This is a genomic window from Hymenobacter sp. BT559, assembly GCF_016427535.1.
Lineage (GTDB): Bacteria > Bacteroidota > Bacteroidia > Cytophagales > Hymenobacteraceae > Hymenobacter.
This window is the reverse complement of sequence record NZ_JAELXV010000006.1, coordinates 397,895-421,451: the sequence shown is the minus strand read 5'-3', so window position 1 is coordinate 421,451 and position 23,557 is coordinate 397,895. Positions and strand designations below refer to the sequence as shown.

Below are 23,557 nucleotides of genomic sequence, written 5' to 3'. Positions count from 1 at the left end.
AAGGTTCTGCTGCCATTAAAAAGGGAAGTCCGACTAGTACTAGTCGGACTTCCCTTTTTAATGGCAGCAGAACCTTAGACTTACTGCACCAGCTCCGCAAACAGCCGACCTAGGGTGGTGGCTGCATCGGCACTTAGGCCGGGGTGCACGGGCGAGGTCTGTACCACAGTGCTACGCTGGGCCGTGAGCCAGCGAAACCGCGAGGCCACCGCTAGCTGCCCGATGGGCCCACCCTCGGCCCGGCCTCGGCAAATGCGCTCGAACGAGCGCAAGCGCTCGTGCAACTCGCCTAAGTCGAGCTGGTGGCCGGCAAAGGCGCGCAGGCGCGCCTCGTTTACTTCAAACTTGACTTGCAGAAAACCTTGGGCGGGGCAGAATAGGATAACGCCCACGTTTAGAAATTCTTCGCGCTCGACGCGCGGCACCACGCGCAGCACGGCGTACTCAAACAAGTGCATGGCGGGCGGCTTGGGCTTCTTGAACAAAAAAGGCGGAAGCCGCTAGGCGCGCTTCCAAAAACTGCACGTACTCGGCGCGCCGCTCGGCGGGCGCCAGGTCCGACGATTCGTCGGTGAGCCACTCATCGGGCACCAGGGCCACAATGGCGCGCAACACCTCGGGCGTGAGGCGGGCGTGGCCTTCAGCATCGGCGGCGGCCAGCTCGCTGGCTTGGGGCAGCAGCACATGGTCTTTCACCTGCCCGAAAGTGCGCGGCTGGGGGCGGGGCTGCGCCCAGTCGGGGCCGGTGTGGTGCACATAGAGCGCCGCACCGTGGTCGATGAGCCATAGCTCCTTGTGCCAAATGAGCATATTGGTATTGCGGGCGGTGCGGTCCACGTTCAGCGTTAGGCAGTCGAGCCACACAATGAGCGAGGCCAGTGCGGGCTCTACCTTGGTCACGAGCGGGTCGAAGGTGCTGGCGCCGGCTAGGTAGTGCAGGGCCAGGTTCTGGCCCACGCTCGCCTTAAGTAAGTCTTGAATTTCCTCGTCGGGCTCGGCTCGGCCAAAGGCTTCATTGAGCTCACAAAATACCAGTTCGGGCACGCGCAGCCCTAGAGCGCGGGCCAACTCGCCCACTATCAGCTCGGCCACTAGTACCTTGATACCCTGACCCGCACCGCGAAACTTCACTACGTACATAAAGCCATCGTCGGCCTCCACCAAAGCAGGCAGTGAGCCGCCTTCGCGCAGCGGCGTGATGTAGCGCGTGACTTGTACAGTGCGCAGAGCGAGGGTAGGAGCGGGCATAGAAAAGCGTGGCAGAAGCCGCAAAGGACGGGCCGATAAGAGAGAAACGAGCCTAAGCAGACTCAGAGCAGCAGTACATCGATGCGGTGGGCGTGCACCATGGCGAGCTGCTCGGACCAGGTAAAGACCGTGAAATTGCCGTCTTGCGAGGCTACCAGGGCCACGGCGTCGTGCTGGTCGTGCACAAACTGCGCGGCAGCTAGGTGGCGGGTACCGCCGTTTTTGGCCGGGTGCAGGGTAGTAGCGCTGGTGCCCACCACGGGCTCGGTCACGATGAGCTGCTCGACGGGCGAGCCCGTGGCGCGGCGCGTAACCTTGGCCCCAAACGCCAGCAGGTCGTATTGCTGCGTGATGACCGTGGCGCCATCGACCGCCGTAAAGCCGCCCACCACCGCAATAGTATCGAGCAGGTTGTCTTGCCAGTCGCGCTGGGTGTGGTCGGGTTCGCTGAGCAGCGTGGCGATGTTGTCGTAGGCCGGGGCCACGGGGTAGTTGAGGGGCTGCACAATAGACTCGTGCCAGGCCTCGGAGCCGGCGGGCACCAGCAGCACCAGGCCGCCGCGGCCGTGGGCGCGCATGGCGCGGGCCAGTTCTAGCAGCACCTCCACGGCCGGGCTGGTGCCGCGCACCGCGCTAGACGAAAGCGAGATAGCCGGCAACGATTCGCGTAGGGCGGGGTAGTCGGCCAGGCCGCGGTTTTCCTCGTCTACTACCCGCACCTGGTCGCCGCGTAGCACGGCCACATTCACAAACTTGCCAAAGCCGTCGGCCCGGCGGTGCTTGGCCACCAGCAGACCGGGCTCTACCACTTCGAGCACAAAGCACACCGGCGGCACGTGCGTGATGGTGCCCCATAGGTAGAGGCCCTGCTCGTCTTGGCCCACCCCTAGGTGCACGCCAGGCTGCTCTACGGCCGGCGCCAGCTTGTTGAGGGCCTGGGGCGTGAGGCGCAGCCGGTGCGCAAACCGCAACGGCCGCTCGGCATCGGCGGGTGCTAGCAGGGCCAGCGAAATACGCGGCGGCCGGCCTTCCTCGCGGCGTAGGCTGGCCCAAAAGGCCACATCAATAACTGCCTCAATAAGCGGGGCGTCGGGCGGAGCGGCCAGCAGCGGCCCGCCCAGCCGCGCGGCATCGGCCCAGTGCTGGGCAAAATGCACCGCCAACGCGGGCGCGACCATGCGGGCCGCCAAGTAAGTAGGTTCGGAAAGCATATAGCGAAATAAGCGGATAGGAGCGTCACCAGGGCCTTAGGCTGGTAGCTCGTAGCTCCCGGAAGCAAGGCATACCACCGAGCGATAAGAAGAACAGCAAACTATAGGATTTTGCTTTACCCAATTTCAAGCTCATTAAGTAGCATGCGACGCCGCGCCGCTCTTGGCATCTGGCATGGATGGCTCTATCGCTGCGATATAGCCCTAGGTGCTGCCTTTCTACGCAGTTGGGGGTAAGATGCGGCTCTAAGAACACCGCTTTAAAGCAGTGCAGAATAGCAGTAAAAGGTTTTCATTTTTATTAAACTTTGAAATGCAAAGTTCTTCGTAATACATTTGCGCCGGCTATTTCACCACGTGCTGCTTAGCCAAAGTCTAGCGCTTGCTAGCTACTCACCCACGCGCCCTTCTTTTTTCTGCACTTGTATTTTGCTATGCGCAACCTTCTCAACCCCAAGTGGCTACTTCTAGTAACTGTTGGCCCCCTGTTGCTGCTGGCGGTGCTCTGCTACGGCGAGTTTTCGATTATCCACTCCTTGCTGCCACCGCAGAGTATCGAGTTGTGGCAGCGCTTCGGGTGGAGCCTAGGTGGGCTCGGGCTGGCGAGTTTAGGCTACCTAGGGTGGGCTTGGGCCCACAAGCAGGAGGTGAGCCCCTGGTATGCGCTGGCCGCGCTGATAGCCTATAGCCTGTTTGTGGGCCTCTACACCTACCATGCCGATGAGGCGCTGCCCCGCAGCATCCCGCGCTGGATGGTGCCCACGGATATTCTAATCTACATCTGGACCTTCGTGATGCCCACGCTGGCGCACGCGCTGCTGGTATTAGTAGTGCGCTTTACTCCGGCTGGCCGGCCCTACAGCGCCCTTGCCAACCTAGGGCTCGCCGTGGCCGTGCCGGTAGGAGCATGGCTAGCGCTGGGAATGATGATGGGCCTATGGGGGTTGATGAGCGGCTGGTTTGAGCCCGGTACCCCGAGCGGCTATGCCTGGGTTATTGGAGTGTTTGCGGTGGGGCCACTGTTGTTTTTATTCTTCTTGGTGCGGGCGGTTTACATCCTGAGCTTAAGCCAAGAGAAAGAGTGGGCCGACTATAGCATTATCTGGAAAGTGGTGCTGACTATCGTGCTGCCTGTGCTGGGGCTGGCGGTGAATTCCGGGCTGCTTTTCGGGCACTTCAGCACCGACACGCAAGAGGGTATTTTCGGTAATTTCAATAGTTTCTGGTTTTATGGCTTAGCGGTGCTGAACGGGGTACTGCTGTGCCTGCCTGCCGGCCGCCTAGGGCCGCACGGGCGGCTGGCGCTGCTGGGGGCACGCAGTGCGCTGTTTGGCTACACAGGGTATTTCTTTTTGGTATTTTTGCCCTTCTTGCCGCTGTCGCTAGTAGCGGTTATTGCCATCGGCTCGGGCTTTTTGATGCTGGCGCCGCTTATGCTGCTGGTTGTGCACGTGACTACGTTGCACGACGACCTAGGGGCGCTCCAAGCGCACTTCACGCCGCTGGTGCGGCGGGCGGTGCTAGTGGGCGGCTTAGCCGTGTTGCCACTGGGCCTCACGGGCAGCTACTGGCACCAGCGCCAAGTGCTGCACGAGGCGTTGGAATACACCTACAGCCCCGATTATACGAAGCACTACGACCTCGATGCGGCGGCGCTGGCCTACACCTTGGCGGTGGTGCAGCGGCACAAAGACACCAATTGGGACTTGTTTATGGGCTCGCAGCAGCCGTATCTGTCAGCGTATTACAACTGGCTGGTGCTCGACAATCTCACGTTGCCCGAAAGCAAAATAGCCGACCTGCAAAAGATATTTGTGGGTACCGAGCCCCTGGCCGGGCGCCCGCGCTGGAGCCGCTGGGTGCCCGGCACCAATTTTGCCGAAGACCAAGGACCGACCACCGCGCAGCCGACGCTGCGACAGCTCACCGCCCGCAGCACCTACAATGCGAAAGAGCAAGCCTGGGTGAGCTGGGTTGACTTGGCCGTTGCCAATACCGACGCTAGCCGCCAGGCCGAGTACAGTACCGTCCTCACGCTGCCGCCCGGCTGCTGGGTAGGCAACTACTACCTCGACATCGGCCAGCGCCGCGAGTTTGGCATCTTGGCCGAGCGCAAGGCCGCTACCTGGGTTTACACCCAGATTGTGAATGAGCGGTCGAGCCGCGACCCCGGCCTGCTTTCCTACATCGGGCCCAATCAGCTCTCGCTGCGCGTGTATCCGGTGGTAGGGAAAGAGGTGCGCCGCACGGGCATCCAGCTGCTGCACAAAGAGCCGCTGACCCTCGCCGTCGACGGCCGCACGGTGCAGCTTGGCACGCCCGATGCCGCGCCGGCCAATGTAGTGCCCCTAGCTACCTCGGGCAGTGCAGTGGTGTACCTAGGTGCCGCGGCTAAGCGCCAGCTGCCGCTGGTGCAGCGGCGGCCCTACTATCACTTTTTGCTCGATGCATCGCAGGCGCAAGCCGGGGCCAAGGCCAGCTACGTGCAGCGGGTGCAAGCGCTGCTGCGCACCCAGCCACTGGCCGCTCCGCCCCGCTTTAGCTTAGTGAACACCTACACAACGCCACTAGGCGAAGGCACCGATTGGCCGCAGGCACTCACCAAATTTAAAAACATAGGCGGTTGCTACCTCACCGGGGCCGTGCGCCGCACCCTCACAGCCGCCCAGCTGCACTCCACCGCCACGTACCCGCGGCTGGTAGTCGTGACCGATAGCCTTGGCAATGCCGTGCTGCCCGCTGATTTTGCCGACCTGCAAGCAGCCTATCCCGAAAGCGATGACTTTTACGTGCTGCTACCCGACTGCCGCCTCGAAGCGCACTCGCTGCGCCAAGCCTCAGCCACGGCGCGAGCTAGCGTACCATCCGTTTCCAGCACCGTGTCCGCAGTGCGCGCTTGGCCCAATGCGAGTCGCGCCCAAGCCTACTTACGCGATACCAATGAGCCGGCTCTCGTGCTGCCGCACCCGGCCGACCCACTGGCCGTGCCTGGTGAGGCGTCTACTCGCTGGCTGACTGGCCTACTGCTGCACGGCTTCGAGCAGTGGCAAAGCCTGCATCCCGAGGCGGCCGAGCAGGGGCACGTGCCGTTCATTCAGGCTAGCTTTCGGGCTGGTATCCTCACGCCGCTAACGGCGTACCTGGCGCTGGAAAATGACGCGCAAAAAGCTGCCCTCCAGCGCAAGCAAGAAGAGGTGCTCGCCGCTAACCTTAACCTCGACGCCCAGGAAACCGAGCCGCCGCATCCCAATAGCGATGCCACCGCCGTGCCCCTCGATGGCGGCCAGTGGTTTTTACTGCTACTTGGGCTGGCCCTAGGGGTGCGGCAACTGCGGCAGCGCTACCGTGTGGCGGGCTAATGCTTAACTGCCATCACGTAGCCACAGCGCGAAGCTTCTGCTGCGCGCTATGGCTACGTGCTACTTAGGTGCTTAGCCAAAACAGCCTAGCTGCCTGGCCAGCTACAAAATATTCACTTCGGGGTGCAGTTCGATGCCGAATAAATCGCGCACGGCGCGAATTATTTCTTCGGCCAGCTCGCGCAATTCCTGCCCAGTGGCCCCGCCGTGGTTCACGAGCACCAGCGCTTGGCGGTCGTGCACGCCGTGGGTACCCTGGCCCGCGCCACGCCGCAGGCCTTTAAAGCCAGCCTGCTCAATGAGCCAGCCGGCGGGCACTTTCACGCCGCCGGGCACGGGGTAGCCGGGCAGGGTAGGGTAGCGGCTTTTGAGCTCATCGAACTTGTGCTGCGACACTTCGGGGTTCTTGAAAAACGAGCCCGCATTACCGATTTCGGCCGGGTCAGGCAACTTCGAGCGGCGAATGTGCACCACGGCGCGGCTCACGTCGCGCGGTGTGGGCTCGGCCTCGATTCCTAGGTCGGCCAGGGTGGTTTGAATGTCGCCGTAGCGCACGTTGGTGGGGCGCTGGGCGGCAGCGCGGTGCAGGCGTAGCACCACGGCCGTCACGACAAACTGGTTTTTGAGCGGCCCCTTAAATACGCTTTCGCGGTAGCCGAAGCCACATTCTTCTTTGCCAAAAACGCGCAGCTGCCCGGTCTTGATTTCCAGCGCTTCGAGCCGCTCGAAGGTGTCTTGCAGCTCGGCGCCGTAGGCCCCAATATTCTGAAGCGGCGCTGCGCCCACAGTGCCTGGTATGAGCGACAGGTTTTCCACGCCGTGCAGGTCTTCATCCAAGGCGTACTCTACTAAGCCGTGCCAGCTTTCGCCGGCCCCAGCGCGCAGTAGGGCGGTGTGCGTGTCGGCATCTTCGCCAATGACTTCCAGGCCGTTAATCTCGTTTTTCAGTACCACGCCGCCGAAGCTCTGCGTAAGCAGCAGGTTGGAGCCACCCCCTAGGATGAGCAGTGGCCCGGCCTGCACCTCGGGCAGCGCCAATAGCTGGCGCAGCTCATCGGCCGAGGCAAAGCGGGCAAAGTAGCGGGCCTGCACGTCGAGGCCAAAGGTGTTGTAGGGGCGGAGCGAAACGTGTTCTTCTAGGTGCGGCATGGCGCAAAGGTCGGGCCATAGCGCCGACTTTCAGCCCGGGAGAGTCGGCTTGCCGTAGCGCACGTGCGGACTAGAAGCCGGCGCTACATTCGCTGTATGGACGCCAAAGCCACCACCCGCCTCAGCAAATTTCTTAGCCAGCACCTACGCCACCAGCCCCAGGCCATCGGCCTCACGCTGCAAGCAGGCGGCTGGGTCAACGTGGCCGACCTGCTGGCCGCCTGCGCCGCCCATGGCCACCCGCTCACCCGCGACGAACTAGAAGACCTAGTCGAAGACAACGACAAGCAGCGCTTTTCCTTTGACGAAGCTGGCCAGCGCCTGCGGGCGCAGCAGGGCCACAGCGTAGAAGTCGATTTGCAGCTGACGCCGGCCGAGCCGCCCGCCGTGCTCTACCACGGCACGGTGCCGGCCGCGCTGCCCGCCATCCGGGCAGTGGGCTTGCAGAAGATGAGCCGCCACCACGTGCACCTCTCGCCCGATGAGGCCACCGCCCGGCGCGTGGGCCAGCGCCGTGGCCGGCCCACGCTGCTCGCCGTAGATGCCGCCGCGCTGCACGCGGCGGGCGGCGTGTTTTACCGCTCCGGCAACGGTGTGTGGCTGGTTGATACCGTGCCGCCGCAGTACCTGCGCGAATTAGCTGATTGAGATACAAAAGTCAGAGCTGGCTAAATGGGCATGCCAACTACTTGAAAATAACTTCTAAGCAAAAGGGGGCAGGGAACAACGTTCCCTGCCCCCTTTTGCTGGCACTTGGCGGCCAAACCTGCACCTAGGGCAATTTGGCGTGCACGGTAAAGCGCGAATCGGCGCGCACGTCGGTATTCTGGCGTAGCGTCTGGGCCAGCTCGGCGTTGGTGGTGAGTGTGTAGGAGCTGTTCTTCAGATACATGTCGAGCTTGTTGCCGGCCGGCGTGAGACTGATGCTCGTTTGGCCCGTGGGTACGGTGGCTAGCGAGGCCAGCAGTACTTTATTAGAGCCCGCGGCATCGGTGGCGATGTAGATGCTGATGCTTTTCAGGAAGTCAAAGTTCTGCGTACTCGGGTTGCTCACCGTGAGTGTCAGGCGGTCGAGGGTCACGTCCTGCACATAGTCGGCCGACGTGTTGTTGTTCTTGTAAGTGCTCTGCGAGGTAGTGGCCACCGTCACGACCGGAAAGTTGACGGTAGCTCCTGTCAAGAACGGAGTGCCGGGCACGGTAAATGTGCTGGAGTCGTTGACCTGAAAGCTGAGCAAGCTCATAATTTTTTTGCAGCTGCTGGCGCCTACTAGCAAGAAAGCGAACAAAAATAAATAGTGCTTTTTGAGGATGAGGTTGTGCATATACTATTTATGAATAATAAAATGAGTATTTTTTTGATAAGTACAAATATAAGCACCTAGGGCGCTTAAGGCTCAGCTTTTTCGACTAAGTGGCCAGCCTGGCAGGCCAGCTGCTACTTTGCACAGGTAAGCGTGGCGGGCCACCTCCAGGGCCGCTAGCCACGTACTGATGTGCTCGTCCCACCCCGTAGTTTCATGAAGTACTTCCTCCTAGGTAGCCTGCTTGCCGTAGCTGGCTCTGCGGCCGCCCAGCACCCCGCTTCACCCGCCCAAAGCGCCGCTACTGTCAAGCTGCCCGGCAGCCTGAATATGCCCACGTTGCCCACGCCGCGCCAGCTCTACCCGGGCTTGTTTGAGGCCGTGCAGCTGGGCCGGGTATATGCAGATAATAAGACCTTTGTAGACGCCCTGCCCACCGCCCCGCCCGCCGAGATAGTGGCTGCCTACGAGCGCCAGCGCACCCAGCCGGGCTTCGACCTGAAAGCCTTTTTGGGGCAGTACTTCAAGCCGCCCATAGCCGCTACCGACGTGTATCGTAGCGACGTGAAGGCCGGCATCCGGGCCCACCTAGATACCCTCTGGACGGTGCTGCGGCGCCCCGGGCAGGCCGAGGCCGCGCAGTACTCGTCGTTGCTACCGCTGCCGCGCCCCTACCTGGTGCCGGGTGGGCGCTTTCGTGAGATTTACTACTGGGATTCGTACTTCACAATGCTGGGCTTGCGCCAGGCGGGCCGTACGGCCCTGCTGCGCGATATGGTGGCCAACTTTGCTTACCTCATCGACCGCTACGGGCACGTGCCCAACGGCAGCCGTACCTACTACCTCACGCGCTCGCAGCCGCCGTTTTTTGCCCTCATGGTGCAGCTCTTGGCCCAGGCCGAAGGTGCTAGTAGCCAAGCCGTGCAGCAATTCAGGCCCCAACTCAAGCGCGAATACGACTACTGGACTAGCGGCGGCAATAAGCTAGCGCCCGGCACCGCCGCTGGCCGCACCGTGCGCATGCCCGGCGGCGAGCCGCTCAGCCGCTACTGGGACGATAGCGACCAGCCCCGCGAAGAGTCGTACCGCGAAGACGTGGAGGCTGCGCGAAAGACCCGGCAGCACACCTCCGAGTTTTACCGCAACGTGCGCGCCGCCGCCGCGTCGGGCTGGGATTTTAGCTCGCGCTGGTTTGTGCCCGGCCAGGGTCTCGAAACCATCCGCACCACCAGCCTCGTGCCCGTGGACCTCAACTGCCTGCTGCTAACCCTAGAGCAAACCCTAGGTGCCGCTGCCCGCCAGGCTGGCGACTCAACCGAGGCCAAGCAGTTTCGGCAGGCCGGGCAGGCGCGGGCCGCCGCCATCCGGCGCTACTGCTGGGATGCCAAGGCGGGCTTTTATGTTGATTATGACCTGCCGCAGCGTCGCCCTTCGCCGGTGCACACCCTGGCGGGCGTATTCCCGTTGGCCTTTGGCGTTGCCACGCCCGACCAAGCTAAAAAAGTAGCTTCGCACCTTCAAAATGAGTTTTTGCGCCCCGGCGGCCTGCTCACCACTACCAACCCCAGCGGCCAGCAGTGGGACGCCCCCAATGCCTGGGCCCCGCTCGAATACCTCTCCATTGTGGGCCTGCGCCGCTACCAGCAAACCGCCCTCGCCGACACCGTGGCGCACCGCTGGACGCGCCTCAACGTGCGCGTGTTTAACCAAACCGGCAAGCTGCTGGAGAAATACAACGTCGAAAACACCGGCCTGCTAGCCGGCGGCGGCGAGTACCCCCTGCAAGATGGCTTTGGCTGGACCAACGGCGTGCTATTAACGCTGCTGAACGAGGAGAAGAAAGCTGGCAAGTAAGAGCTGGCTCTCTTGTCCAATGTGCTATGCCGAATAGAGTACTGGGTCCGGTTTGGCCATTTGTGGCTTGGCTAGGCAAGATGGCGATGGCTATATGTAGCGGGCTAGATAAAAAGTAGCGGCCAGGTACTGCCCTAGCCCCGACCTTTGTGGCATGTACCTAACCGCCACCACCCAGTTTGGCCTCGAAGAAGTGCTGGCTGAGGAATTGAGCCAACTCGGCGCCACCATCGACCACGTGGGCAGCCGCGCCGTCGAGTTTAGCGGCGACAAAAAGCTGCTTTACAATACCATCCTCTGGAGCCGCACGGCTATGCGCCTGCTGCGCCCCTTCGCCGACTTCTACGCCCCCGACGAGCGCGCGCTCTACGACGAGGTGTACCACATCGATTGGAGCCGCTACATCGCCCCGGGCCAGACGTTTGCCATCACGGCCGTGGTCAACAAGTCGAGTTTCGAGCACTCGCTCTACGTGGCCCAGCTCACCAAAGACGCCATCGTGGACCAGTTTCGGGAGCGCACCGGCGCGCGCCCCAGCATCGATACCAAAAACCCCGACATCCGCATTCACCTGCGCATGCTCGAAAACGAGGTTATCCTGAGCCTTGACGCGGCTGGCGACTCGCTGCACCGCCGCGGCTACCGCCAGGGCACCAATGAGGCGCCCCTCAACGAGGTGCTGGCCGCTGGCCTCGTTTTGCTGAGCGGCTGGGACCAGAAAAGTCCGCTCATCGACCCCATGTGCGGCTCGGCCACCATCCTCACCGAGGCGGGGCTGCTGGCTCAGCGCATCGCGCCTGGCCTGTTTCACCAGGGCAAGTTCGGCTTCGAAAACTGGCCCGACTTCGACGCCACGCTGTGGCAGCAGCTGCGCCAAGAAGCTAAGGACCAGCGCATCGAAGAGCCGCAGGCCTACCTCGCCGGCTCCGACCTCGACCCTAGGGTACTTGACCAAGCCGCCGCCAACATTGAGGCTGCCGGCCTCGACGAGTGCATTCGGCTGAGCGTGCGCGACGTGCGCGACGCGCAGCCGCCCAAGGACCTAGGGGCCGGCCTTGTCATCACGAACCCGCCCTACGGCGAGCGAATAGGGGAGGAGGCCCAGATGGACGCTTTGTATAAAACGATTGGCGACGCGCTGAAAACGAATTTCCAGGGCTACGAGGCGTTCATCTTTACGGGTAACCTAGAAGCGGCGAAGAGCATCGGCCTGAAAGTGTCGCGGCGGATTCCGCTCTTCAACGGGCCGATAGACTGCCGGCTGCTGAAGTATGAGCTGTACCGCGGGTCGCGGCGGGTGCAGCCAGCTACAACGTAGATGGTAAGTGCCTTGGAAGAAAGTAACGTGCGGAAACCCCGTTAGCAATACCCTTGCTAATAGGCCGATTGGTAACTTATGGTTCGGCTACGCGTAAGCAGCGGCTACCACTATAAACACCTCCGTAGCTAATGCTTTCTTTCTTCCAAGGCACTGCCCGCTGGGCCGCGCCAGTAGCAGCCCTAGGTTTGCTAGCCGCTTGTAGCAGCAGCCAAACCACCACCGATACGGCTACCACAGCCACCGCCGATTCTACCGCAGCCACCGGGGCTGCTCGCCCCGATGCAGCCGCCACGGTCAGCACTGCGCCTAAGCCCGTGACGCCGAGTAAGCCTAAGCCCACTTGGGCGCCCGGCATCCACCCCGAGATGCAGGCTGTTATCGAGGCGCTCGACTCGCTGAGCGGTGGCCCCACTGCCAAGCCGATGGCCCAAATGACGCCCCAGGAGGCCCGCAAAGCCCCCAGCGCCGCCGATGCGGCCATGACGACCATGAAAAAGTTTAACATCTCCACGCCCCCCGCTACGGCCGATACCATGAGCCGCACGGTGGCACCCGGCGTGAAGGTGCGCGTGTACACGCCCAAGACGGGCGCGGCATCCTACCCGGTTATCGTGTATTACCACGGCGGTGGCTGGGTAATTGCCAACCTCGATACCTACGACGCCTCGGTGCGCGCCCTCAGCGAGCAAACGGGCGCCGTGGTGGTGTCGGTGGCGTATCGTCAGGCACCAGAGTTTAAATTCCCGACCGCCCACAACGACAGCTTCGCCGCCTACCAGTGGGTAGTGAAAAACGCCGCCAGTATTAAGGGCGACCCCAACAAGATTGCTGTAGCCGGCGAAAGTGCCGGTGGCAACCTTGCCTGCGCCGTGAGCATGATGGCCCGCGACAAAAAAGTAGCCCTGCCCAAGTATCAGCTCATTGTGTACCCTATTGCGGGCTACGACCTGAACACCCCCTCGTACCTGGCCAACACTCAGACTAAGCCGCTCAACAAAGACCTGATGGCTTGGTTCTTCAAATACTACCTGCGCACCCCGGCCGATGGCAAGAGCCCAATGATTGACCTCGTGCACGCCAACCTTAAAGGTCTGCCCGCCGCTACCATCGTCACGGCCCAGTATGACCCCCTGATGAGCGAAGGCAAGATGCTGGCCGACAACCTGCAAAAAGCCGGCGTATCGGTGCAGTATAAGAACTACGACGGTGTAACCCACGAGTTTTTCGGCATGGCTGCCGTAGTGCCCGAGGCTAAACAGGCCCAGGCTTTTGCGGTAGAAGGACTGAAAAGCGCCCTCAAATAAGAAAACTAGTTTTGAACAGCTTGTAAGAAAGCGGCACCTGCTTAAGGTGCCGCTTTTTTTGTTTTTAGTTAGGAAGCTTTTGTCCTGAATAAAAGGCTGCTCTCAATGGTTCGTTGGCTACCTAGGCCAATGCGAGCAGCCGGCTGGGCTTACGTTGGCTAAATTCTTTGGAACTTCGTGGGGCCGATTGTTATTTTAATCTCTCGACTGAAAGTGCCTTATGTCTGCTGCTACCGCCTCTGCTCCCGCTCTCACCGCTGCCCGCCAAGCGCTCAAGCGCTACTACGGCTACGATAATTTTCGCCCCATGCAGGGCGACATTATCCAGAGCATCCTAGGGGGCCAGGATACGGTGGTGCTCATGCCCACCGGGGGCGGCAAAAGCGTCTGCTTTCAGATTCCGGCCGTGGTAAGTGAGGGCGTGTGCGTGGTAGTGTCGCCGCTCATCGCGCTCATGAAAGACCAGGTGGAGGCCCTGAAAGCCAACGGCATCGTGGCGGCCTACATCAACAGCAGCGTCAGCCAAAGCGAGTCTACCGATATCACACGGGCCGCGCTCAGCGGGCACCTCAAGCTGCTGTACGTCAGCCCCGAGAAGCTGCTCGGTGAAGGTTTTTTGCAGTTTTTGAAGCGGCTCAACGTCAGCATGTTCGCCATTGACGAGGCGCACTGTATTTCCTCCTGGGGCCACGATTTTCGCCCCGAGTACACGCAGCTCGGCGCGCTGCGGCAGCACTTCCCGAGCACGCCCATCATCGCCCTCACGGCCACGGCCGACCGCCTCACCCAGCGCGATATCAAAACCCAGCTCAACCTGCACGAGCCCAGGGTTTTCCTCTCCAGCTTCGACCGCCCCAACATCAACCTCGTGGTGCGCCCGGGGCAGGACCGCCTAGGTCAGATTCTCGACTTCATTGGCCGCCACTCCGGCGATGCGGGTATCATCTATTGCCTCTCGCGCAAAACCTGCGAAACCGTCGCCCAAAAGCTCCAGCAAAAGGGCATCAAAGCCGGCTATTACCACGCCGGCATGACGCCCAATCAGCGCGCCGAAGCTCAGGAGAAGTTTCTGCAAGATGACGTGCAGGTGATTGTGGCTACCATCGCCTTTGGCATGGGCATCGACAAGAGCAACGTGCGCTGGGTGATGCACTACAACCTGCCCAAAAACATCGAGGGCTACTACCAAGAAATCGGCCGCGCCGGCCGCGATGGTGGTCCTGCTACGGCCATCCTGTTCTACAGCTTCGCCGACGTGATGTCGATGCGCGAGATGGTGACTAAGGACGTGCCCCCGCGCCAGGCCCAGCTCAACCAAGCCAAGCTAGAGCGCATGCAGCAGTTTGCGGAAGCCGCCAGCTGCCGCCGCCGCATCTTGCTGCACTACTTCTCGGAGGACCTAGGGCACGACTGCAACAACTGCGATATCTGCCGCAACCCGCCCACTACGTTCGATGGCACGCTACTGGCTCAAAAAGCCCTTTCGGCCAGCGCCCGCACCCAGCAGCGCGTGGCGATAAACTTACTGATTGACATTTTGCGCGGTATGCGCAACCAGGCGGTGCTGCAACACGGCTACGACCAGCTCAAAACCTACGGCGCGGGCAACGACCTGCCCTACCTCGACTGGTACAGCTACGTGCACCAGATGCTCAACGACGGCCTGTTTTACATCGCCTACGAGGAAGGATACGCCCTCAAAATCACGGAGCGCGGCCAGCAGGTGTTAAAGGGTCAGCTGCCGGTATCGCTTAAGAAATTTCAGCCGGCCGAGAAGGCAGAAAAGACTACCCGCGCCAGCAAAAAAGCCGCTGCCGAAGCCGCTGCCGCCAGCGCTGGCTCGCCTGAGGCGCGCCTCTTCGAAGGCCTGCGCCAGCTCCGCAAGCAAATTGCCGATGAGCAGGGCGTGCCGCCCTATGTGGTGTTCACCGACACGACTTTGCAGGAAATGGCCCGCGAGCAGCCCACCAGCCGCGTGGCGATGCTCTCGGTATCGGGTGTGGGCATGAAGAAATTCGAGACCTACGGCGAGGTGTTCATCGAGGCTATTTTGCAGCACGGCACCCCGCGCTCGGTACCCGCCGAGGACGAGGCCGACGAGCTACCCAGCGTGCCGCCGTTCAGCGACGACTTCGCGCCCGCACCCCGGGCCGCTAAAAAACCGACCGAGCGCGACGCTAATCCTTCCGAAGACACGACTTTCCAGCTGCACCGCCAGGGCCTCACGCCCGACCAGATAGCCGAGCAGCGCGGCTTGGTAGTGGGCACCGTGCGCAGCCACCTCGAAAAAGCGTACGCCAAGGGCCTCGACCTACGCTTGCAGGATTTTCTGTCTGATTCGGACTTGTTCGAAATCGAAACCGCGCGTAAGCAGCTCGGTGGCACCCCCGCCCTGCGCGACCTATTCGACCACTTGCGCGAAAAGTACGATTATTTTCAGCTGCGGCTGGCGAGCATCCGGGCGCAACGTGGGCGGTAATCCGCTGTGAACGCGAACTGGAATTTTACCAGAGGTATCCTGTGCGGGGTATACCCAACTGGCCACTACAGAAGATGGCTTGCTCGTAAACCGCAAACGGCTGACCAGCCACATTAGGCTTGAAATACTGTGTAAGAAGTTGCTGCCAGTTCGTGGTGAAATAGAACATTTGTTCCCCTTGCTACAGAGCTTCTTCGTGGCATCTGGAATAGTTGGCTTATGGGTGTAGGGGCTCGGTAAGCCGCTTATTAGTCGTGCTTAGATAGTCCATGCAAGTTGGAGCGTGGAGCAACCCAACAAGCGGCGGACTACCATGCTCAAGTTCAACCGGAGTAGATAGCTTTCGCTCTTGGCTACTCTTTAAAAGCGGGCCTACCTAGGAGAGCTTTGGAAGTCAATAAGCAATAGCCATAATAAAATACTCCCCAATCATGTTGGCAAGTCTAATGGAATTAGTAACTTGCGCCTTGTGTTGCTGAAAAGTGTGCGTCGTCAGCCCGTCGCGTTGGGCATTTCTCCCTCCTTGCCTTCTACTAATCATGATTAATACCAATTTAAAATTTTGGCGCCGTGAGCTGGGCTTGACGCAGGCGCAACTAGCTGATAAGCTGAATATCAAGCGCTCGCTGGTGGGGGCCTATGAAGAAGGCCGCGCCGAGCCGCGCCTGGCCACGCTCGTGAACATGGCCCGCCTGTTCAATATTCCGCTCGATTCGCTGGCTACTACCGACTTTACGAAGAAAAAGAATGCCAAAACCGCCGCCGCCCTGCGCGAGGCGGGTCCGCTTACCGAAGCGCTGCCCGAAGAAAAACCGCTGCGGGTGCTGGCCTTCACGGTAGGGGCCGATGAGAAAGAAAACATAGAGCTAGTACCGCTGAAGGCAGCCGCGGGCTACCTCAATGGCTACGCCGACCGCGAGTTTATTGAGGAGCTGCCCCGCTTCCGGTTGCCGATGCTGCCGAGCACGGGCACTTACCGCGCCTTCGAAATAGCCGGTGACTCGATGCTGCCGCTCACTAGCGGCACTACCATTGTGGGCCGCTACGTTGACGATTGGGCCACCATCAAGGATGGCACGCCCTGCATCGTGGTAAGCCAGAAAGACGGCATCGTGTTCAAGCGCTTGTATAACAAGCTGAAGCAAAATGCCTTGTTTGGCCTGCACTCGGATAACCCCAGCTACACGCCCTACGACCTGAAGGCTGAGGACGTGCTCGAAATTTGGGAGGCTAAGAGCTACATCAGCAGCACGTTCCCCATTGGCGGCGTATCGCTGGAACACTTGGCGGGCCTCGTGATGGACCTCACTCAGCAGGTGAAGACCATGCAGTTGCAGCGCGCCTAGGTGCCCTAGGGTGCTCAAGCTGCTACCCCAACAAAAAAGCCTCCCGCAGCGTGCGGGAGGCTTTTTTGTTGGGGTACCTAGGTACTTATTTCAACTGCATTTCGTCGATGATGCGCTGAATTTTCTCGTGGGCGCGTTTTTGAGTAGGCTCGAAATCAGCTACCGAACCCAGGGGCTCCTTCACGCTGAAGTAGAACTTAATCTTGGGCTCGGTGCCGCTGGGGCGAGCCGAAATTTTGTCGCCAGCCTCGGTGATGAACTGAAGCACGTTGGAGCTTTCGACGCCGGTGCTTTCTTCCACGCCGGTGCGCAGGTTTTTAATTTGGCCGGTCTGGTAGTCGCGTACCTCTACTACGGGCGAGCCGGCGAGGGTAGCCGGCGGGTTTTTGCGCAGCTCCACCATCATTTCCTGGATTTCTTCGGCACCACGCTGGCCCTTCTTGGTTAAGGAGATAAGGTCTTCGACGTAGAGACCGTACTCGGCGTACATCTTCTCCATTTCCTCGTAGAGGGTACGGCCCTGGCTTTTGGCCACGGCAGCCATTTCGGCTACCAGCGCGCAAGCCGATACGGCATCTTTGTCGCGCACGAAGTCGCCGATGAGGAAGCCGTAGCTTTCTTCGCCACCGCAGATGTAGTTCTGCTCGGCGCCCAGCTCGCGGATGAGGCCCGCGATATACTTAAAGCCCGTGAGTGTGCGGTAGTACGTTACGCCGTAGCGCTGCGCGATATCTCCTAGGATTTCACTGGTAACGATGGTGTACACAATGAAGTCGTTAGGCTGGCGCTTACCGGCCTTTTCGCGGGCCGACAGGATGTAGTGCGTGAGCAGCGCGGCGGTTTGGTTGCCATTGAGCAGCACCCATTCGCCTTTGCTGTTTTTCACGCCCACACCCACGCGGTCAGCGTCGGGGTCAGTGGCGAGTACGATGTCGGCGTTTTGGGCCTTGGCCTGGTCGAGGGCCAGCTGCATGGCCGACTTCTCCTCAGGGTTGGGCGACTGCACGGTGGGGAAGTTGCCATCGGGCGTGGCCTGGGCCTCTACCACGCTCACGTTGGTGAAGCCGAAGGCAGCCAGCGCTGGTGGTACCAGCTTGATGCCCGAGCCGTGGATGGGCGTGTACACGATGCCTAGGTCGTGTTGCTGCTGAATAGCGGCCGGGTTGATGCTCAGCTGCTTTACCTGGGCGATGTAAGCATCGTCAATTTCCTGGCCGATGAGGTGGATGCGACTGGGGTCAGCATTAAAAGCTACCTCGTTTACGTCGGTGATTTTATTGACCTCCGCGATGATGTTCTTGTCGTGCGGCGCTACGATTTGCGCGCCGTCATTCCAGTATACCTTAAAGCCGTTGTACTCTTTAGGGTTGTGCGAGGCCGTGATAACGCAGCCGCTCTGGCAGCCTAGGTGCCGAATGGCAAACGACAGCTCGGGCGTGGGGCGCAGGTCTTCAAACAAGTAAACGGTGATGCCGTTGCCCGAAAAAACGCCGGCTACGATTTCGGCAAACTTGCGCGAGTTGTTGCGCGAGTCGTGGGCGATGGCCACTTTAATTTCCTGGTCGGCAAAGCTTTGCTTGAGGTAGTTGCACAGGCCCTGGGTAGCCATGCCCAGCGTGTAGCGGTTCATGCGGTTCGAGCCCGCGCCCATTACGCCGCGCAGGCCACCGGTACCAAACTCCAGCGAGCGGTAGAAAGCATCGTTGAGGGTATCGTCTTGGCCGCTGGTTTGGAGCTGCTTGATTTCGGCTTGGGTGTCAGCATCGTAGGCGGGCGAGAGCCAGGTGCTGATGCGCTGCTGAACGTCGGGGGAGAGTGACATGAAGAAAGAAGGTGGAGTGAGTAGGGCCACAAACGGCCGTAAAGAAAACAAGGTTGTTCGAAAGCGAACGAGCGGGCCCATCGGCCGCCTAGGTGCTACTGCACCACAACTTTTTGGGAGTATACCCCCCGGCTCGATTCGAGCTGCAGCGAGTATTGTCCCTCGGCCACGGTGCCTAGGTCCAGGGTTTGGGTAAGGTGCCCAGCGGGTAGGGCGGCAGTCAGCAGTACCCGGCCCAGCAAGTCGTAGAGCACTAGCCGCGCGGCTTCGCTGCTGGTGCGCGTCACGCGTAGGGTATGGGAGGTGGGGTTGGGCACAGCGCTAAACGCTACCTTGCTGGCCGCCGCATTTTTTGTGGCCAGTACGCTGGCGGGTAAAAGGTTGCCGAGCCGCAGGCTGTAGAGCTGCGGTGGCACATTGACCAAGATGTTGCTAAAGCGCTCATTCGACACAAACGCGCGGGTATTGCTCACAAAGCACAGCCCTTCGGCTTGCCCAATTAACAGCGCGTTGGGCAGCTCGATGCGGCGCTTGTTAGCTTGCAAAAAGCCCGTACCTCGGTAGCCCGACAGCAGCCACACGAAGGTGGCACCATCGCGGGTGCTGTAGCCGAGCAGGCCCGCCACGTTGCCGGCCGCGTTGCGAGCGGCGGCAGTTATCAGCCCGTTTACATTAAGAGTGCCCTTGAGGCGCGCTACGTGGGTGCCGGGCTGAGCGGGCACGGTGTAGTAGCGCGTTTGCAGGTCAGCCCAGTTCTTGGTGAATAGGTGCAGCGAGTCATTGGCGAAGAAAAAGGCTTCGCAGTCGTAGTTGTGCTGGTTGGTGCGGGGCGTAAAATCCGTCTGGTCGGGGTAGCTGAAGTCAATGGCTTCGGCCGTGGCCGTAGTAGCGGCGGGCCCTAGGTCGGCTTGGGCTACCCGCAAAATGCGGAGGTCGCGCCGGTCGCCGTTGTTATTGCCAAAGTCGCCTACATACACGTAGCGCGCATCGGCGGTCAGGTCTTCCCAATCTACGTTGTTGAAATTGCTGAGCCGCACCTGCTGCACCACGCGCCCGCTAGTAGAGTCGAGCCGAAACAGCACGGGCGTATTGCCGCTGTCGTTGAGCGTCCAGAGCTTGCCGCCAGTGTAGAGCAGGCCCGAGGTCTCGGCTACCTCGTCGGCCAGCTGGGTTTTGAGGGGCAGGGCACTGCTGGTGGGCGCGTACTGGCACGAGCCGTCGTTGGTGGTAGCGCCGGGGGTGTAGTTGGTCGCCTGCGGGTCGGGGCAGCCGCTTTGGGCGTGGGCCCTAGGTGCCGCTACTGCGGCGAGCAGCAGCAAAGGGGAAAGAAATCTGGCCAGCATCCGAACAGAAATAAAACAAGGTGCCCTCGCCGGCGCCGGCGTTTGGGGCGGCAAGGTACTTACCTTGTTGGGGTTAGGCCAAGCCGGGCAGGCGCTATTTGCGCTTGGTGGGGGCGGCCGGAGCCTCCTCGCGCAGTGCCACGCCGTAGCGCTGGGCAAAGCTTTCGAGCTGGCCGCGCAGCAGTGCCCGGCGGCGGGTGCCGCGCACCTCGCGCATGTTCAGCACGTGGATGTCGCCGTCTTTGAGGCGCACGCGCAGCTGGCGGGCTAGTAGCTCTAGCTGGCTCATATTTTCGGCGGCAAATACTTGCTTGGCCCGAAACAGGCCCGCCTTGTGCACCAGGTAGCCGGGGGCAAACTCGAAGTAGCTCTGGGTGCCGAATACCGGCGCATTGTGCACTAGAATAAACCCTAGGTACGCCGCGCAAATAGTTAGAAAAATATAGTGTAGCCAGTAATACTCATGCCCATCTGGGGCGTTGCGCAGCATCAGCGAGGCGTAGGCAATGGCAAAGAGAACCAACGAAATCTGCACACCAAACGAGAGGCGCGAGGAGTTGGCGGGGCGTAGGCGAATGCGAGTAGTACCAGTGGGCATAGGGCAAAAGTAATGGTTAATGGTTAGTTGTTAATGGTTGATGGCATAATGTGCTAGTAAATAAGCAATTGAAGTCATTAACTGTTAACAACTAACCAGTAACAACTACTTACGAAAGCTTGGCTTCCAGCGTCATTTCGGGCACGGCGCTCAGCACTTGCGACACGGGGCAGTTGGCCTTAGCAAACTCGGCGTGCTTCTGAAAGTCTTCGGGAGTGATGTTGCCCCCTGTCACCTTGCCCTCGGTGCTGACGTGGATTTTGGTGATTTTGGGTGGGTTCTGGCTAGGGTCCAGCGTCACGGTCGAGGTCGTGGTCAGGCTCTCCACCGTGTGGCCGTGCTGGCCGAGTACATTGCTCAGGAACATAGTGTAGCAGCCGGCGTGGGCCGCGCCAATCAGTTCCTCGGGATTAGTGCCTTTTTCGCCCTGAAAGCGCGAGCCGGCTGAGTAGGGTGCCGACACAACGCTGCTTTTGGTCGTGAGGGTGCCGTGGCCTTTGATGTCGCCTTGCCATTCGGCCTTGCCAAATTGGTTAATCATGAGATAAACAGAAAAATAGTAGGGGAAATGCAGCCAGCAACGCTGCCAGCGGCCACTGATACGGCTAACTCCTAGGTGGTAGTTGCATTTGATTGTCAACCCGAGAGCAAATGGTAAGGAGTAGCTTGGGGTAACCCAAGCTAGGCTACCTCGGGCCACGAGCGTAGTTTTGTGGCCCATGGGAATAAAAGCCGCCCTGAGCCGGCCGCTGGCGGCCTACACCGTGCACCGCTACCAGCAGTGGCAGCGCGACCCTGCCGCCGCCCAGCTGCGCCTGCTGCGCACGCTAGTGCGCACGGCGGCCCATACCACGTTTGGCCAGGCCCACGACCTAGGAGCCGTGCACACGCCCGCCGACTTGGCCGCTCGTGTGCCGGTGCGCGACTACGAAGGCCTGAAGTCGTACTTCGACCAGGTGAAAACCGGCGCGCCCGATGTGCTGTGGCCCGGCCGCCCGCTGTACCTAGCCAAAACCAGCGGCACCACCAGCGGCGCTAAGTACATCCCCATTACTAAGGATAGCATTGGCAACCACATTAACGGGGCCAAAGATGCGCTGCTGCACTACGTAGCTGCCACCGGCCGCCCTAGGTTCTTGGATGGCAAGTTGATTTTCTTATCCGGCTCGCCCGAGCTGGAGCAAGTAGGCGGCATTCCGACGGGCCGGCTCTCAGGCATCGTTAACCACCACGTGCCGGCCTACCTACGCCGTAATCAGCTGCCGAGCTATACTACCAACTGCATCGACGACTGGGAAACCAAGCTCGACGCCATTGTGCGCGAAACCCTAGAGCAACCCCTGACGCTCATATCGGGCATTCCACCTTGGGTCCAAATGTATTTCGACCGCCTTACGGCCCGCACCGGCCGGCCGGTGGGCGAGGTGTTTCCTAGGTTCGACCTGTTCGTGTCGGGCGGCGTGAGCATGGAGCCCTACCGCGCCCGCTTGCTCGAAAGCATCGGCCGGCCCATCGATAGTATCGAGCTGTTTCCGGCCTCCGAAGGCTTCCTGGCCTTCCAGGACCAACCCGGCAACCCCGGCCTGCTGCTGCGGCTCGATAGCGGCATTTTCTTCGAGTTTGTGCCCGCCGAGCGGTTCTTCGAGCCCAACCCGCCGCGCCTCACCATCGGCGAAGTCGAGCTAGGCAAGCAGTACGCCCTGGTGCTCACTTCCAATGCTGGCCTGTGGGCCTACTCGCTCGGCGATACGGTGCGCTTCGTGGACCTGCACCCACCCCGCGTAGTCGTGACGGGCCGCATCAAGCACTTTTTGTCGGCTTTCGGCGAGCACGTTATCGGCGAAGAAGTGGAGGCTGCCCTGCGCGAGGCCGTGCGCCAGCATCCCGAAACAGAGGTTACCGAGTTCACGGTGGCCCCGCTCGTGAGCGAGGACCGCAGCCAGCCCTCGCGCCACGAGTGGCTTATCGAGTTTGCCCAGCCGCCGCGCAATGCGGCCGCCTTTGCTACCGCGCTTGACACAGCCCTACGCCAGCGCAATACCTACTACGACGACCTGCGCCAGGGCAACATTCTAGTGCCGCTGCTACTGACGCCCCTGCCGCTCGGTGCCTTTCAGCGCTACATGAAAAGCGTGGGCAAGCTGGGCGGGCAAAACAAAGTCCCTAGGCTGGGCAATGACCGGACACTGGCCGAAGGGCTACGACAGTGAAAGTTATAAGCGTCCTAACTGGGTTGCTGCTAGTGCTACTAACTGCTGGCGCAGGACTATTCTATATCGGTAGCCAAGAGCAGCACCAGGAGCTACTCAGGCAGCACTTATGGTGGACCCTGGCACTGCGATTTGCCTTCGCTAGCGGGGTGGGGCTAGTAGGAGTGGGTTTTGGTGGCTGGTCGTAAAAGCGCTGACTTGGAGAAAGGTCAGAGGAAGTTTTAGTTTACGCAAAACAGCCTGGCTGCTAGTGGCCAGTGTCCTCACTAGTGCCTTCGTAAGCGCCTTACTATTTTGCTTTCGGTGAGCTTGCCTTAGTAAAAAAGCTCACTACAAAGATTTTGTGCTAAAGCTATGAAGTAAGAAGGGCTACATTAAGCCGTGCCCTGCATCTACTAGCAACGTGGCGCTAGACCAATCCGACGTCTGCAACCAACCCAATGGCGTGTTTGTCGTTTAGGGGTACTTCGCTTCTGAGCTAGCGCTATCTAACTCGGCATAATCTATTTAAATCAGGCACCAAAGTGATTGATGCCCTAGTAGTGTATGAATCGTTTGTTGTATTACTTCTTGGTGATAATAGGAGCGGGCCTGGTATTATACCTAAGCTGGCGCTCGAGCCCCTCAATGGGCTACGTGTGGTTTATTCCGCCGTCGGTGGCACATTGGGCCGATAAGCAAGAAAACGATACTATTCGTACGGCCGTGCCGCTGGTGGCCCTAGGTCTAGTAGTGGGCGGGCAGCTGGCGTGGCAGCGGCGGCCCTGGTGGCAGTGGCTGGTGGCGTGGGTACTGCTTCTCGTGCTCGTAATATTGGCCGAAGCCGGCCAGTACTTCCGGGCCTACCGCTCGTTTGACATGGCTGACATTGCGTGGGGCGCGGTTGGCGCGGCTATTGGCCTGGCCCTAGTTGCCGTGTTGCCGGTGGGCTATTGGCTGTTGCGCCGGGGTAGCAGCTCGCGTCAAGCAGCGTAGCCTAGATATGCCTAGGCTACGCTGCTTGGCGTAGG

The 23,557-nt window shown here is 60.6% G+C and carries 18 protein-coding genes; 9 read left to right on the top strand and 9 right to left on the bottom strand.

The window, feature by feature from the left end:
• Window positions 1-80 precede the first annotated feature (80 nt).
• The 3 genes from JAO77_RS19825 to JAO77_RS19815 all read right to left on the bottom strand — a co-directional run bounded on the left by JAO77_RS19825 (window position 81) and on the right by JAO77_RS19815 (window position 2,459).
• A complete protein-coding gene (locus JAO77_RS19825; RefSeq protein WP_198992184.1) occupies window positions 81-458 on the bottom strand; it encodes a DUF3037 domain-containing protein in 378 nt (125 codons plus the stop codon).
• Entirely contained in the window at window positions 445-1,248 is an 804-nt protein-coding gene (locus JAO77_RS19820; RefSeq protein WP_198992167.1) for a HipA family kinase, read from the bottom strand. Before JAO77_RS19820 ends, JAO77_RS19825 begins: the two co-directional genes overlap by 14 nt.
• Before the next feature lie 62 nt (window positions 1,249-1,310).
• Window positions 1,311-2,459: a putative sensor domain DACNV-containing protein gene (locus JAO77_RS19815; protein WP_198992166.1), complete on the bottom strand. Its 1,149-nt coding sequence runs from the start codon at window positions 2,457-2,459 to the stop codon at window positions 1,311-1,313.
• A 434-nt stretch (window positions 2,460-2,893) separates the two neighbouring features.
• Between JAO77_RS19815 and JAO77_RS19810 the strand changes: the two genes are divergently transcribed.
• Complete coding sequence (locus tag JAO77_RS19810; protein WP_198992165.1) at window positions 2,894-5,818, top strand: MSEP-CTERM sorting domain-containing protein; 2,925 nt, start codon at window positions 2,894-2,896, stop codon at window positions 5,816-5,818.
• 102 nt (window positions 5,819-5,920) lie between these two features.
• On the opposite strand, the gene murB is transcribed toward JAO77_RS19810, so the two are convergent.
• Window positions 5,921-6,967, bottom strand: coding sequence for a UDP-N-acetylmuramate dehydrogenase (gene murB / locus JAO77_RS19805; protein ID WP_198992164.1), 1,047 nt, complete (start codon window positions 6,965-6,967; stop codon window positions 5,921-5,923).
• Between the two features lie 96 nt (window positions 6,968-7,063).
• Between murB and JAO77_RS19800 the strand changes: the two genes are divergently transcribed.
• Window positions 7,064-7,615 carry an RNA 2'-phosphotransferase gene (locus JAO77_RS19800; RefSeq protein ID WP_198992163.1) on the top strand — a complete coding sequence of 184 codons (552 nt, stop codon included), beginning with the start codon at window positions 7,064-7,066 and terminating at the stop codon, window positions 7,613-7,615.
• 124 nt (window positions 7,616-7,739) lie between these two features.
• On the opposite strand, the gene JAO77_RS19795 is transcribed toward JAO77_RS19800, so the two are convergent.
• A complete protein-coding gene (locus tag JAO77_RS19795; protein WP_198992162.1) occupies window positions 7,740-8,291 on the bottom strand; it encodes a hypothetical protein in 552 nt (183 codons plus the stop codon).
• A gap of 195 nt (window positions 8,292-8,486) precedes the next feature.
• On the opposite strand from JAO77_RS19795, the gene treA reads away from it, so the two are divergent.
• The 5 genes from treA to JAO77_RS19770 all read left to right on the top strand — a co-directional run bounded on the left by treA (window position 8,487) and on the right by JAO77_RS19770 (window position 16,574).
• Entirely contained in the window at window positions 8,487-10,124 is a 1,638-nt protein-coding gene (gene treA / locus JAO77_RS19790) for an alpha,alpha-trehalase TreA (protein WP_198992161.1), read from the top strand.
• Between the two features lie 154 nt (window positions 10,125-10,278).
• Window positions 10,279-11,442 carry a THUMP domain-containing class I SAM-dependent RNA methyltransferase gene (locus JAO77_RS19785; RefSeq protein ID WP_198992160.1) on the top strand — a complete coding sequence of 388 codons (1,164 nt, stop codon included), beginning with the start codon at window positions 10,279-10,281 and terminating at the stop codon, window positions 11,440-11,442.
• 131 nt (window positions 11,443-11,573) lie between these two features.
• Window positions 11,574-12,749: an alpha/beta hydrolase gene (locus tag JAO77_RS19780; protein ID WP_198992159.1), complete on the top strand. Its 1,176-nt coding sequence runs from the start codon at window positions 11,574-11,576 to the stop codon at window positions 12,747-12,749.
• A 220-nt stretch (window positions 12,750-12,969) separates the two neighbouring features.
• Window positions 12,970-15,228, top strand: a complete 2,259-nt coding sequence (gene recQ / locus JAO77_RS19775) for a DNA helicase RecQ (RefSeq protein ID WP_198992158.1) — start codon at window positions 12,970-12,972, stop codon at window positions 15,226-15,228.
• 539 nt (window positions 15,229-15,767) lie between these two features.
• Window positions 15,768-16,574, top strand: a complete 807-nt coding sequence (locus tag JAO77_RS19770; RefSeq protein WP_198992157.1) for an XRE family transcriptional regulator — start codon at window positions 15,768-15,770, stop codon at window positions 16,572-16,574.
• An 85-nt stretch (window positions 16,575-16,659) separates the two neighbouring features.
• Here the strand turns inward: JAO77_RS19770 and JAO77_RS19765 are convergent, their stop codons facing one another.
• The 4 genes from JAO77_RS19765 to JAO77_RS19750 all read right to left on the bottom strand — a co-directional run bounded on the left by JAO77_RS19765 (window position 16,660) and on the right by JAO77_RS19750 (window position 20,878).
• Complete coding sequence (locus tag JAO77_RS19765; RefSeq protein WP_198992156.1) at window positions 16,660-18,396, bottom strand: phospho-sugar mutase; 1,737 nt, start codon at window positions 18,394-18,396, stop codon at window positions 16,660-16,662.
• A gap of 95 nt (window positions 18,397-18,491) precedes the next feature.
• A complete protein-coding gene (locus JAO77_RS19760) occupies window positions 18,492-19,715 on the bottom strand; it encodes a T9SS type A sorting domain-containing protein (protein WP_198992155.1) in 1,224 nt (407 codons plus the stop codon).
• 118 nt (window positions 19,716-19,833) lie between these two features.
• Window positions 19,834-20,337: a hypothetical protein gene (locus tag JAO77_RS19755; RefSeq protein ID WP_198992154.1), complete on the bottom strand. Its 504-nt coding sequence runs from the start codon at window positions 20,335-20,337 to the stop codon at window positions 19,834-19,836.
• Window positions 20,338-20,446: 109 nt separating this feature from the next.
• Entirely contained in the window at window positions 20,447-20,878 is a 432-nt protein-coding gene (locus tag JAO77_RS19750; protein ID WP_198992153.1) for an OsmC family peroxiredoxin, read from the bottom strand.
• Between the two features lie 178 nt (window positions 20,879-21,056).
• Between JAO77_RS19750 and JAO77_RS19745 the strand changes: the two genes are divergently transcribed.
• Together JAO77_RS19745 and JAO77_RS19740 are read left to right on the top strand one after the other, a co-directional pair.
• The gene (locus tag JAO77_RS19745) at window positions 21,057-22,547 is read left to right on the top strand and encodes a GH3 auxin-responsive promoter family protein (RefSeq protein ID WP_198992152.1); all 1,491 of its coding nucleotides are present in this window, start codon (window positions 21,057-21,059) and stop codon (window positions 22,545-22,547) included.
• A 546-nt stretch (window positions 22,548-23,093) separates the two neighbouring features.
• A complete protein-coding gene (locus tag JAO77_RS19740) occupies window positions 23,094-23,522 on the top strand; it encodes a VanZ family protein (RefSeq protein WP_198992151.1) in 429 nt (142 codons plus the stop codon).
• Window positions 23,523-23,557 lie beyond the last annotated feature (35 nt).

Coding starts and splice junctions, on each gene's coding strand:
- JAO77_RS19825 (WP_198992184.1), bottom strand. CDS start 458: ATGCACTTGTTTGAGTACGCCGTGCTGCGCGTGGTGCCGCGCGTCGAG.
- JAO77_RS19820 (WP_198992167.1), bottom strand. CDS start 1,248: ATGCCCGCTCCTACCCTCGCTCTGCGCACTGTACAAGTCACGCGCTAC.
- JAO77_RS19815 (WP_198992166.1), bottom strand. CDS start 2,459: ATGCTTTCCGAACCTACTTACTTGGCGGCCCGCATGGTCGCGCCCGCG.
- JAO77_RS19810 (WP_198992165.1), top strand. CDS start 2,894: ATGCGCAACCTTCTCAACCCCAAGTGGCTACTTCTAGTAACTGTTGGC.
- murB (WP_198992164.1), bottom strand. CDS start 6,967: ATGCCGCACCTAGAAGAACACGTTTCGCTCCGCCCCTACAACACCTTT.
- JAO77_RS19800 (WP_198992163.1), top strand. CDS start 7,064: ATGGACGCCAAAGCCACCACCCGCCTCAGCAAATTTCTTAGCCAGCAC.
- JAO77_RS19795 (WP_198992162.1), bottom strand. CDS start 8,291: ATGCACAACCTCATCCTCAAAAAGCACTATTTATTTTTGTTCGCTTTC.
- treA (WP_198992161.1), top strand. CDS start 8,487: ATGAAGTACTTCCTCCTAGGTAGCCTGCTTGCCGTAGCTGGCTCTGCG.
- JAO77_RS19785 (WP_198992160.1), top strand. CDS start 10,279: ATGTACCTAACCGCCACCACCCAGTTTGGCCTCGAAGAAGTGCTGGCT.
- JAO77_RS19780 (WP_198992159.1), top strand. CDS start 11,574: ATGCTTTCTTTCTTCCAAGGCACTGCCCGCTGGGCCGCGCCAGTAGCA.
- recQ (WP_198992158.1), top strand. CDS start 12,970: ATGTCTGCTGCTACCGCCTCTGCTCCCGCTCTCACCGCTGCCCGCCAA.
- JAO77_RS19770 (WP_198992157.1), top strand. CDS start 15,768: ATGATTAATACCAATTTAAAATTTTGGCGCCGTGAGCTGGGCTTGACG.
- JAO77_RS19765 (WP_198992156.1), bottom strand. CDS start 18,396: ATGTCACTCTCCCCCGACGTTCAGCAGCGCATCAGCACCTGGCTCTCG.
- JAO77_RS19755 (WP_198992154.1), bottom strand. CDS start 20,337: ATGCCCACTGGTACTACTCGCATTCGCCTACGCCCCGCCAACTCCTCG.
- JAO77_RS19750 (WP_198992153.1), bottom strand. CDS start 20,878: ATGATTAACCAATTTGGCAAGGCCGAATGGCAAGGCGACATCAAAGGC.
- JAO77_RS19745 (WP_198992152.1), top strand. CDS start 21,057: ATGGGAATAAAAGCCGCCCTGAGCCGGCCGCTGGCGGCCTACACCGTG.
- JAO77_RS19740 (WP_198992151.1), top strand. CDS start 23,094: ATGAATCGTTTGTTGTATTACTTCTTGGTGATAATAGGAGCGGGCCTG.